This is a genomic window from Muricauda sp. SCSIO 64092 (genome assembly GCF_023016285.1).
Classification (GTDB): Bacteria; Bacteroidota; Bacteroidia; order Flavobacteriales; family Flavobacteriaceae; genus Croceivirga.
The window spans coordinates 563,731-577,344 of sequence record NZ_CP095413.1 but is presented as its reverse complement, the minus strand read 5'-3'; the positions used below and the strand labels follow the sequence as shown (position 1 = coordinate 577,344).

Here is a 13,614-nt window from a genome sequence, read left to right as displayed (position 1 = left end):
TAAACCTACAATGTTACACAAAATCACTCCTATGAAAAAGACTTTAAATACATTGCTTTTTCTCCTTATCTCGGGTGTAGCTTTTTCACAGACCACGGTCACACTTCAAGACCAATGTAATTGTGAAGTCCTTAGCGGAACAGATGTGACCGTACCTGGCGCCACTATTCCTGTAGGGGCAGATCTTGGGGATATTTATGTTAATACCAATACCGGTACAATTTTCTTTTGGGATGGAGACTCGTGGGAATTGACGTCATCGACTGTGAATACGACCAACGTCTCATTTACGGTCGATATAGCAACGGCCGAGCTGGTGATGACAGATAGTGATGGGAATGATGTACGGGTAGCGCTTTCCGATATTGGGAATCAAATCGATACCAATACCACGAATGCTACTTTGACCGAAGACGGGACGGACTTGATTTTGACGGATAGTGAGGGAAACGAAGTGCGAATTCCTTTGGTAAATATTTCTACAGCAACTGATACCAATACGACCAACGCGTCTTTTACAGTGGATAACGCTACTCAGGAACTAGTCATTTCTGATAGTGATGGTAATGACGTTCGTTTGGCCTTAAACGACATTTCAACACTTTTAAATGGTGATGGAAACATTACTTCGCCAGATGCTTCAGTAGTAGTTGGTGGCGATGCCAACGCACTATTGGGTGATGTCACCCTAACGGTTGACCCATCGGCAATAACCGGTGACGGTTCGATCACCTCGAGTGACCTTACGGTAACGGGCGGTGCGAACTCCACTTTGGAGAACGTGACCCTTGAAATAGCGGCCGGTGCAGTGGGCAGTACGGAGATAGCCGATGGCAGTATTGCCTCTGGAGACATAGCCGCCGATGCGGTAAACGCCGCAACGATAAACGCCGATGTGGCGGGCAGCGGCCTTACCCAGAATGGTACAACAGGTGCCCTTGAGGTCGACGTGGCCTCGATCACGGGCGATGGTTCGATTACCTCGAGCGACCTTACGGTGACGGGCGGTGCAAACTCCACCCTGGAGAACGTGACCCTTGAAATAGCGGCCGGTGCAGTGGGCAGTACGGAGATAGCAGATGGCAGTATCGCCTCAGGTGACATAGCAGCCGATGCGGTCAATGCGGCAACCATAAACCCGGATGTGGCGGGCATCGGCCTGGCCCAGAACGGTACGACGGGCGCTTTGGAAGTGGACGTGACCTCGATCACGGGTGACGGTTCCATTACCTCGAGCGACCTAACGGTAACGGGCGGTGCAAACTCTACCCTGGAGAATGTGACCCTTGAAATAGCGGCTGGTGCAGTGGGCAGTATGGAGATAGCCGATGGCAGTATTGCCTCTGGAGACATAGCCGCTGATGCGGTAAACGCCGCAACAATAAATGCGGATGTGGCGGGCAGCGGATTGGCCCAGAACGGTACGACGGGTGCTTTGGAAGTGGACGTGGCCTCAATTACGGGGGATGGTTCCATCACCTCAAGTGACCTAACGGTAACGGGCGGCGCAAACTCCACTTTGGAGAACGTCACTTTGGAGATAGCGGATGACGCAGTTAACGCAGCAACGATAAACGCCGATGTGGCGGGCAGCGGATTGGCCCAGAACGGTACGACGGGCGCCCTTGAGGTGGACGTGGCCTCGATTACGGGCGACGGTTCCATTACCTCGAGCGACCTAACGGTAACGGGCGGTGCGAACTCCACCCTGGAGAATGTGACCCTTGAGATAGCGGCTGGTGCAGTGGGCAGTACGGAGATAGCCGATGGCAGTATTGCCTCAGGTGACATAGCCGCTGATGCGGTAAATGCAGCAACGATAAACGCCGATGTTGCGGGCAATGGCCTGACCCAGAACGGAACGACGGGCGCTTTGGAAGTGGACGTGGCCTCGATCACGGGCGATGGTTCCATTACCTCGAGCGATTTAACGGTAACGGGCGGTGCAAACTCGACCTTTGAGAACGTGACCCTTGAGATAGCGGATGATGCGGTAAACGCAGCAACGATAAACGCCGATGTGGCGGGCAGTGGCCTTGCCCAGAACGGTGCGACGGGTGCTTTGGAAGTGGATGTAGCTTCCATAACGGGCGACGGTTCCATCACCTCGAGCGACCTAACGGTAACGGGCGGTGCAAACTCCACCCTGGAGAACGTCACCTTGGAGATAGCGGCCGGCGCAGTGGGCAGTACGGAGATAGCCGATGGCAGTATTGCCTCTGGAGACATAGCCGCCGATGCAGTGAACGCAACTATAATAAATGCGGACGTTGCGGGCAGTGGCCTGACCCAGAACGGTACGACCGGTGCTTTGGAAGTGGATGTGGCCTCGATCACGGGGGACGGTTCCATTACCTCGAGCGACCTTACGGTAACCGGTGGTGCGAACTCCACCCTGGAGAACGTGACCCTTGAGATAGCCGCTGGCGCAGTGGGCAGTACGGAGATAGCCGATGGCAGTATCGCCTCTGGAGACATAGCCGCTGATGCGGTGAATGCGGCAACGATAAACGCCGATGTGGCGGGGAGTGGCCTTGCCCAGAACGGTACGACCGGTGCTTTGGAAGTGGACGTGGCCTCGATCACGGGTGACGGTTCAATCACCTCGAGCGACCTAACGGTGACGGGCGGAGCGAACTCCACCCTGGAGAACGTGACCTTGGAAATAGCCGCTGGCGCAGTGGGCAGTACGGAGATAGCGGACGGTAACGTGACCCTGGGGAAGATTGAAAACGGGACAAGTTCCGGACAGGTCATCCAATGGGACGGTTCAGCGTGGACATTGGTCGATTTGGGATCTGTTACGGTAACGGAGAACGATGGAGTTATAGGAAATGAAGTTACGGGAGCGACGAACGGAACATTGACACTATCAGGGGGTGGAACGACCTTGGACCCCTTGACATTACGTGTTTCCGATGGCGGGATTACATCGAATGAACTGGCGGCCGATGCGGTGAACGCAGCAACGATAAACGCTGATGTGGCGGGCAGCGGATTGGCCCAGAACGGTACGACGGGCGCTTTGGAAGTGGACGTGGCCTCGATCACGGGAGACGGTTCGATCACCTCGAGTGACCTAACGGTGACCGGTGGGGCAAACTCGACCTTTGAGAACGTGACCTTGGAGATAGCGACTGGTGCAGTGGGCAGTACGGAGATAGCCGATGGCAGTATCGCCTCAGGTGACATAGCCGCCGATGCGGTTAATGCAGCAACGATAAACGCTGACGTAGCGGGCAGTGGCCTTACCCAGAACGGTACGACGGGCGCTTTGGAAGTGGACGTGGCCTCGATTACGGGCGATGGTTCCATTACCTCAAGTGACCTTACGGTAACCGGCGGTGCGAACTCCACTTTGGAGAACGTGACCTTGGAAATAGCGGATGACGCAGTTAACGCAGCGACGATAAACGCGGACGTTGCGGGGAACGGATTGGCCCAGAACGGCACGACGGGTGCCCTTGAAGTGGATGTCACTTCCATAACCGGCGATGGTTCCATCACCTCAAGTGACCTAACGGTAACGGGCGGAGCAAACTCCACCTTGGAGAACGTGACCCTTGAGATAGCGGATGACGCGGTTAACGCAGCAACGATAAACGCCGATGTGGCGGGCAGTGGCCTTGCCCAGAACGGTACGACGGGCGCTTTGGAAGTGGACGTTGCCTCAATCACGGGCGACGGTTCCATTACCTCGAGTGACCTAACGGTGACCGGTGGGGCGAACTCCACCCTGGAGAACGTGACCTTGGAAATAGCGGATGACGCAGTGAACGCAGCAACGATAAACGCCGATGTGGCGGGCAGCGGATTGGCCCAGAACGGTACGACGGGTGCTTTGGAAGTGGACGTTGCCTCGATCACGGGCGACGGCTCCATTACCTCGAGCGACCTAACGGTAACGGGTGGTGCAAACTCCACCTTGGAGAACGTGACCCTTGAGATAGCGGATGATGCGGTGAACGCAGCAACGATAAACGCTGATGTGGCGGGCAGTGGCCTGACCCAGAACGGCACGACGGGTGCTTTGGAGGTGGACGTGGCCTCGATCACGGGGGACGGTTCCATTACCTCAAGTGACCTTACTGTGACGGGCGGTGCAAACTCCACCCTGGAGAACGTGACCCTTGAGATAGCGGATGACGCAGTAAACGCGGCAACGATAAACGCCGATGTGGCGGGCAGCGGATTGGCCCAGAACGGCACGACGGGCGCCCTTGAGGTGGACGTGGCCTCGATCACGGGCGATGGTTCCATTACCTCAAGTGACCTTACGGTAACCGGCGGGGCAAACTCGACCTTGGAGAACGTAACGCTTGAAATAGCGGCCGGTGCAGTGGGCAGTACGGAGATAGCCGATGGCAGTATCGCCTCTGGTGACATAGCCGCCGATGCGGTCAATGCGGCATCAATAAACGCGGATGTTGCGGGCAGTGGCCTTGCCCAGAACGGCACGACGGGCGCCCTTGAGGTGGACGTGGCCTCGATCACGGGCGATGGTTCCATCACCTCGAGCGACCTTACGGTAACCGGTGGTGCGAACTCCACTTTGGAGAACGTCACTTTGGAGATAGCCGCTGGTGCGGTGGGCAGTACGGAGATAGCGGACGGTAACGTGACCCTGGGAAAGATTGAAAACGGTACAAGTTCCGGACAGGTCATCCAATGGGACGGTTCAGCATGGACTTTGGTCGATCTGGGCTCTGTTACGGTAACGGAGAACGATGGCGTCGTAGGAAATGAAGTCACGGGAGCAACGAACGGAACATTGACACTGTCAGGGGCAGGGACGACCTTGGATCCCTTGACACTACGTGTCTCCGATGGTGGGATTACCTCGAATGAACTGGCCGCCGATGCGGTCAATGCGGCATCAATAAACGCGGATGTTGCGGGCAGCGGCCTGGCCCAGAACGGCACGACGGGTGCCTTGGAGGTGGACGTGGCCTCGATCACGGGCGACGGTTCCATTACCTCGAGCGATCTAACGGTAACGGGCGGCGCAAACTCCACCCTGGAGAACGTGACCCTTGAGATAGCCGCTGGCGCGGTGGGCAGTACGGAGATAGCCGATGGCAGTATCGCCTCAGGTGACATAGCCGCCGATGCGGTAAACGCAGCAACGATAAACGCCGATGTGGCGGGCAGTGGCCTTGCCCAGAACGGTACGACGGGCGCCCTTGAGGTGGACGTGGCCTCGATCACGGGGGACGGTTCGATTACCTCCAGCGACCTAACGGTAACGGGCGGTGCGAACTCCACCTTGGAGAACGTGACCCTTGAGATAGTCGCTGGCGCGGTGGGCAGTACGGAGATAGCGGACGGTAACGTGACCCTGGGAAAGATTGAAAACGGTACAAGTTCCGGACAGGTCATCCAATGGGACGGTACAGCATGGACTTTGGTCGATCTGGGCTCTGTTACGGTAACGGAGAACGATGGCGTCGTAGGAAATGAAGTCACGGGAGCAACGAACGGAACATTGACACTGTCAGGGGCAGGGACTACCTTGGATCCCTTGACACTACGTGTCGCCGATGGTGGGATTACCTCGAATGAACTGGCCGCCGATGCGGTCAATGCGGCATCAATAAACGCCGATGTGGCGGGCAGCGGCCTTGCCCAGAACGGTACGACGGGCGCCCTTGAGGTGGACGTGGCCTCGATCACAGGAGACGGTTCCATTACCTCGAGCGACCTTACTGTGACGGGCGGTGCAAACTCCACCTTGGAGAACGTGACCCTTGAGATAGCGGATGATGCGGTGAACGCAGCAACGATAAACGCTGATGTGGCGGGCAGTGGCCTGACCCAGAACGGTACGACGGGCGCTTTGGAAGTGGACGTAGCCTCGATTACGGGTGACGGTTCCATTACCTCTAGCGACCTTACGGTGACGGGCGGAGCAAACTCCACCTTGGAGAACGTCACCTTGGAAATAGCGGATGACGCAGTTAACGCAGCAACGATAAACGCGGATGTGGCGGGCAGCGGATTGGCCCAGAACGGAACGACGGGCGCCCTTGAGGTGGACGTGGCCTCGATCACGGGTGACGGTTCCATCACCTCGAGTGACCTGACGGTAACGGGCGGCGCAAACTCCACTTTGGAGAACGTGACCTTGGAAATAGCGGATGACGCTGTCAATGCGGCAACGATAAACGCCGATGTGGCGGGCAACGGATTGGCCCAGAACGGCACGACGGGTGCCCTTGAGGTGGACGTTGCCTCGATCACGGGGGATGGTTCCATCACCTCAAGTGACCTAACGGTAACGGGCGGCGCAAACTCCACTTTGGAGAACGTCACTTTGGAGATAGCCGCTGGCGCAGTGAACGCCGCAACGATAAATGCGGACGTGGCGGGCAATGGCCTTACCCAGAACGGTACGACCGGTGCTTTGGAAGTGGACGTGGCCTCGATCACGGGCGATGGTTCCATCACCTCAAGTGACCTTACGGTAACCGGCGGTGCGAACTCCACCTTGGAGAACGTAACCTTGGAGATAGCAGACGACGCGGTGAACGCGGCAACGATAAACGCTGATGTGGCAGGCAATGGCCTTACCCAGAACGGTACGACCGGCGCTTTGGAAGTGGACGTGGCCTCGATCACGGGTGACGGTTCCATTACCTCTAGCGACCTAACGGTAACGGGCGGTGCGAACTCGACCCTGGAGAACGTGACCCTTGAGATAGCGGATGACGCGGTGAACGCAGCAACGATAAACGCCGATATTGCGGGCAGCGGATTGGCCCAGAACGGCACGACGGGTGCCCTTGAGGTGGACGTGGCCTCGATCACGGGCGATGGTTCCATCACCTCAAGCGACCTAACGGTAACGGGCGGTGCGAACTCCACCTTGGAGAACGTGACCCTTGAGATAGCGGACGACGCGGTGAACGCAGCAACGATAAACGCTGATGTGGCAGGTAGCGGCCTGACCCAGAACGGCACGACGGGTGCCCTTGAGGTGGACGTGGCCTCGATCACAGGTGACGGTTCCATTACCTCGAGTGACTTGACCGTAACTGGAGGTGCGAACTCCACTTTGGAGAACGTAACGCTTGAAATAGCGGCTGGAGCAGTGGGCAGTACGGAGATAGCTGATGGCAGTATCTCCTCAGGTGACATAGCAGCCGATGCGGTCAATGCGGCAACGATAAATGCGGACGTGGCGGGCAATGGCCTGACCCAGAACGGTACGACGGGCGCCCTTGAGGTGGACGTGGCCTCGATCACGGGGGACGGTTCCATTACCTCGAGTGACTTGACCGTAACTGGAGGTGCGAACTCCACTTTGGAGAACGTAACGCTTGAAATAGCGGCTGGTGCAGTGGGCAGTACGGAGATAGCTGATGGCAGTATCGCCTCAGGTGACATAGCCGCCGATGCGGTCAATGCAGCAACGATAAACGCGGATGTGGCGGGCAGTGGCCTGACCCAGAACGGCACGACGGGTGCCCTTGAGGTGGACGTGGCCTCGATCACGGGCGACGGCTCCATTACCTCAAGCGACCTTACGGTGACCGGTGGGGCGAACTCCACCCTGGAGAACGTGACCTTGGAAATAGCGGATGACGCAGTTAACGCAGCAACAATAAATACGGACGTGGCGGGCAGTGGCCTGACCCAGAACGGTACGACGGGCGCCCTTGAGGTGGACGTTGCCTCAATCACGGGGGACGGTTCGATCACCTCGAGCGACCTAACGGTAACGGGTGGTGCAAACTCCACCTTGGAGAACGTAACCTTGGAGATAGCTGATGACGCGGTGAACGCCGCAACGATAAATGCGGATGTAGCAGGCAACGGATTGACCCAGAACGGTACGACGGGCGCCCTTGAGGTGGATGTTGCCTCAATCACGGGAGACGGTTCCATTACCTCGAGCGACCTTACGGTGACGGGCGGAGCAAACTCGACCCTGGAGAACGTCACCTTGGAGATAGCCGATGACGCGGTGAATGCAGTAACGATAAACGCCGATGTGGCGGGGAGCGGATTGGCCCAGAACGGCACGACGGGTGCTTTGGAGGTGGACGTGGCCTCCATCACGGGAGACGGTTCGATCACCTCGAGCGACCTAACGGTAACGGGCGGTGCAAACTCCACCCTGGAGAACGTGACCCTTGAGATAGCCGCTGGTGCGGTGGGCAGTACGGAGATAGCCGATGGCAGTATCGCCTCTGGTGACATAGCCGCCGACGCAGTTAACGCCGCGACGATAAACGCCGATGTTGCGGGGAGCGGATTGGCCCAGAACGGTACGACGGGTGCTTTGGAAGTGGACGTGGCCTCGATCACGGGTGACGGTTCCATTACCTCTAGCGACCTAACGGTAACGGGCGGTGCGAACTCGACCCTGGAGAACGTGACCCTTGAGATAGCGGATGACGCGGTGAACGCAGCAACGATAAACGCCGATGTTGCGGGCAGCGGATTGGCCCAGAACGGTACAACGGGCGCTTTGGAAGTGGACGTGGCCTCGATCACGGGCGATGGTTCCATCACCTCAAGCGACCTTACGGTAACGGGCGGTGCGAACTCCACCTTGGAGAACGTGACCCTTGAGATAGCGGACGACGCGGTGAATGCGGCAACGATAAACGCTGATGTGGCAGGTAGCGGCCTGACCCAGAACGGCACGACGGGTGCTTTGGAGGTGGACGTGGCCTCCATCACGGGAGACGGTTCGATTACCTCGAGCGACCTAACGGTAACGGGCGGTGCAAACTCCACCCTGGAGAACGTGACCCTTGAGATAGCCGCTGGTGCGGTGGGCAGTACGGAGATAGCCGATGGCAGTATCGCCTCTGGTGACATAGCCGCCGACGCGGTGAACGCAGCAACAATAAATGCGGACGTAGCAGGGAGTGGCCTGATTCAGAACGGTACGACGGGTGCTTTGGAAGTGGACGTGGCCTCGATTACGGGGGACGGTTCCATCACCTCGAGCGACCTAACGGTAACGGGCGGTGCAAACTCGACCCTGGAGAACGTGACCCTTGAGATAGCGGATGACGCGGTGAATGCGGCAACGATAAACGCTGATGTGGCAGGTAGTGGCCTGACCCAGAACGGTACGACGGGTGCCCTTGAGGTGGACGTGGCCTCGATCACAGGTGACGGTTCCATTACCTCGAGTGACTTGACCGTAACTGGAGGTGCAAACTCCACCCTGGAGAACGTGACCCTTGAGATAGCCGCCGATGCGGTAAACGCCGCAACAATAAACGCCGATGTGGCGGGCAGCGGCCTTGCCCAGAACGGTACGACTGGTGCCCTTGAGGTGGACGTGGCCTCAATCACGGGCGACGGCTCCATTACCTCAAGTGACCTTACGGTGACCGGCGGTGCCAACTCCACCCTGGAGAACGTGACCTTGGAGATAGCGGATGACGCAGTTAACGCCGCGACGATAAACGCCGATGTTGCGGGGAGCGGATTGGCCCAGAACGGTACGACGGGTGCTTTGGAAGTGGACGTTACCTCAATCACGGGTGACGGTTCCATTACCTCGAGCGACCTTACGGTAACCGGTGGTGCGAACTCCACCTTGGAGAACGTCACCCTTGAGATAGCGGATGACGCAGTTAACGCGGCAACGATAAACGCCGATGTGGCGGGCAACGGATTGACCCAGAACGGTACGACGGGTGCTTTGGAAGTGGACGTTGCCTCGATCACGGGCGATGGTTCCATTACCTCAAGCGATCTAACGGTAACGGGCGGTGCAAACTCCACCCTGGAGAACGTCACCTTGGAGATAGCCGATGACGCGGTGAATGCAGCAACGATAAACGCCGATGTGGCGGGCAGCGGATTGGCCCAGAACGGTACAACGGGTGCCCTTGAGGTGGACGTGGCCTCGATCACAGGAGACGGTTCCATTACCTCGAGTGACTTGACCGTAACTGGAGGTGCGAACTCCACTTTGGAGAACGTGACCCTTGAGATAGCGGATGATGCGGTGAACGCAGCAACGATAAACGCGGATGTTGCGGGCAGCGGCCTTGCCCAGAACGGTACGACGGGCGCCCTTGAGGTGGACGTGGCCTCGATCACAGGAGACGGTTCCATTACCTCGAGCGACCTTACTGTGACGGGCGGTGCAAACTCCACCTTGGAGAACGTGACCCTTGAGATAGCCGATGACGCAGTTAACGCAGCAACGATAAACGCCGATGTGGCAGGCAGCGGATTGGCCCAGAACGGCACGACGGGTGCTTTGGAAGTGGACGTGGCCTCGATCACGGGCGACGGTTCGATTACCTCGAGCGACCTTACGGTGACGGGCGGAGCAAACTCCACCTTGGAGAACGTCACTTTGGAGATAGCCGCTGGCGCAGTGGGCAGTACGGAGATAGCCGATGGCAGTATTGCCTCAGGTGACATAGCCGCCGATGCAGTGAACGCAACTACAATAAATGCGGACGTTGCGGGCAGTGGCCTGACCCAGAACGGTACGACGGGCGCTTTGGAAGTGGACGTGGCCTCGATTACGGGTGATGGTTCGATCACCTCAAGTAATCTAACGGTAACGGGCGGAGCAAACTCCACCTTGGAGAACGTCACTTTGGAGATAGCCGCTGGCGCAGTGGGCAGTACGGAGATAGCCGATGGCAGTATTGCCTCAGGTGACATAGCCGCCGATGCAGTGAACGCAACTACAATAAATGCGGACGTGGCGGGCAGTGGCCTTACCCAGAACGGTACGACGGGTGCTTTGGAAGTGGACGTGGCCTCGATCATGGGTGATGGTTCGATCACCTCGAGCGACCTAACGGTAACGGGTGGTGCGAACTCCACCCTGGAGAACGTGACCCTTGAGATAGCCGCTGGTGCGGTGGGCAGTACGGAGATAGCCGATGACAGTATCGCCTCTGGTGATATAGCCGCCGACGCAGTGAACGCCGCGACGATAAACGCCGATGTGGCGGGGAGCGGATTGGCCCAGAACGGCACGACGGGTGCTTTGGAGGTGGACGTGGCCTCGATCACGGGTGACGGTTCCATTACCTCGAGCGACCTAACGGTAACGGGCGGTGCAAACTCGACCTTGGAGAACGTGACCTTGGAGATAGCGGACGACGCGGTGAACGCGGCAACGATAAACGCTGATGTGGCAGGTAGTGGCCTGACCCAGAACGGCACGACGGGTGCTTTGGAAGTGGACGTGGCCTCGATCACGGGCGACGGTTCGATTACCTCGAGCGACCTTACGGTGACGGGCGGAGCAAACTCCACCTTGGAGAACGTCACTTTGGAGATAGCCGCTGGCGCAGTGGGCAGTACGGAGATAGCCGATGGCAGTATTGCCTCAGGTGACATAGCCGCCGATGCAGTGAACGCAACTACAATAAATGCGGACGTTGCGGGCAGTGGCCTGACCCAGAACGGTACGACGGGCGCCCTTGAGGTGGACGTGGCCTCGATCACGGGTGATGGTTCGATCACCTCAAGTGATCTAACGGTAACGGGCGGTGCAAACTCCACCCTGGAGAACGTCACCTTGGAGATAGCGGATGACGCGGTGAACGCCGCAACGATAAATGCGGATGTAGCAGGCAACGGATTGACCCAGAACGGTACAACGGGCGCTTTGGAAGTGGACGTTGCCTCGATCACGGGCGATGGTTCCATCACCTCAAGCGACCTAACGGTAACGGGCGGTGCGAACTCCACCTTGGAGAACGTGACCCTTGAGATAGCGGACGACGCGGTGAACGCGGCAACGATAAATGCGGACGTGGCGGGCAATGGCCTGACCCAGAACGGTACGACGGGCGCCCTTGAGGTGGATGTGGCTTCGATCACGGGTGATGGTTCCATTACCTCAAGTGACCTTACGGTAACGGGCGGTGCAAACTCGACCCTGGAGAACGTGACCCTTGAAATAGCGGCCGGTGCAGTGGGAAGTACAGAGATAGCCGATGGCAGTATCGCCTCTGTGGACATAGCCGCCGATGCAGTGAACGCAGCAACGATAAACGCTGATGTGGCGGGCAGCGGATTGGCCCAGAACGGTACGACGGGCGCTTTGGAGGTGGACGTTGCCTCGATCACGGGTGACGGTTCCATTACCTCAAGTGACCTTACGGTGACGGGCGGTGCAAACTCGACCCTGGAGAACGTGACCCTTGAGATAGCGGATGATGCGGTAAACGCGGCAACGATAAACGCCGATGTGGCGGGCAGCGGCCTTGCCCAGAACGGTACGACGGGCGCTTTGGAAGTGGACGTGGCCTCGATCACGGGCGACGGCTCCATTACCTCAAGCGACCTAACGGTGACCGGTGGGGCGAACTCCACCCTGGAGAACGTGACCTTGGAAATAGCGGATGACGCAGTTAACGCAGCAACAATAAATACGGACGTGGCGGGCAGCGGCCTGGCCCAGAACGGTACGACGGGTGCTTTGGAAGTGGATGTAGCTTCCATAACGGGCGACGGTTCCATTACCTCAAGTGACCTTACGGTGACGGGCGGTGCGAACTCCACCCTGGAGAACGTAACCTTGGAGATAGCAGATGATGCGGTGAACGCAGCAACAATAAATGCGGACGTAGCAGGGAGTGGCCTGACCCAGAACGGTACGACGGGCGCCCTTGAGGTGGATGTGGCTTCGATCACGGGTGACGGTTCCATCACCTCTAGCGACCTAACGGTAACGGGCGGTGCGAACTCGACCCTGGAGAACGTGACCCTTGAGATAGCGGATGACGCGGTGAACGCAGCAACGATAAACGCGGATGTGGCGGGCAGCGGATTGGCCCAGAACGGTACGACGGGCGCTTTGGAGGTGGACGTTGCCTCGATCACGGGTGACGGTTCCATTACTTCGAGCGACCTAACGGTAACGGGCGGTGCAAACTCCACCTTGGAGAACGTGACCTTGGAGATAGCGGATGACGCGGTGAATGCGGCAACGATAAACGCTGATGTGGCAGGTAGCGGCCTGGCCCAGAACGGCACGACGGGTGCCCTTGAGGTGGACGTTGCCTCAATCACGGGTGACGGTTCCATCACCTCTAGCGACCTAACGGTAACGGGTGGCGCGAACTCCACTTTGGAGAACGTGACCCTTGAGATAGCTGCCGGAGCAGTAGGAACGACCGAAATAGCTGATGATGCAGTAACCACAGCAAAAATAGGAACTGCTGGCGCAGGTGACGCAGATAAAGTATTGACAACGGATGGCTCGGGGAACCCCCAATGGGAAGATCAAAATGCTTTTGTCTCCTCGTTTATGCCAACGATATATGCAGCAGGAAAAGTTGCTGGAACCGGTACTGCAGCTTCCATTTATGGGGCAACGGTTTCAAGAATAGATGAGGGGGATTATCAGATTACGTTTTCTACCGCACTCTCTAATGCCAATTACATTATTCAATTGGCAACATTGGACTGCGGAGGGGACTGCCCTGGCAATACTGGTCAGAATTATGATGATCCGGGAATTACCTACTATAACCAAACAACAGCAGGGTTTAGAATCAATATCGGTGATAGTGATAACGGGACCACTCAAAAGGATGATATCGATCTGGAATTCATGTTTTCAGTGATTGTTTTGCCCAACTAATAACCAAATGAATCGATAAACCA

The 13,614-nt window shown here is 57.7% G+C and carries 1 protein-coding gene; it reads left to right on the top strand.

The window, feature by feature from the left end:
* Positions 1-31 precede the first annotated feature (31 nt).
* Positions 32-13,591, top strand: a complete 13,560-nt coding sequence (locus tag L0P88_RS02270; RefSeq protein ID WP_247133020.1) for a beta strand repeat-containing protein — start codon at positions 32-34, stop codon at positions 13,589-13,591.
* Positions 13,592-13,614: the final 23 nt, after the last annotated feature.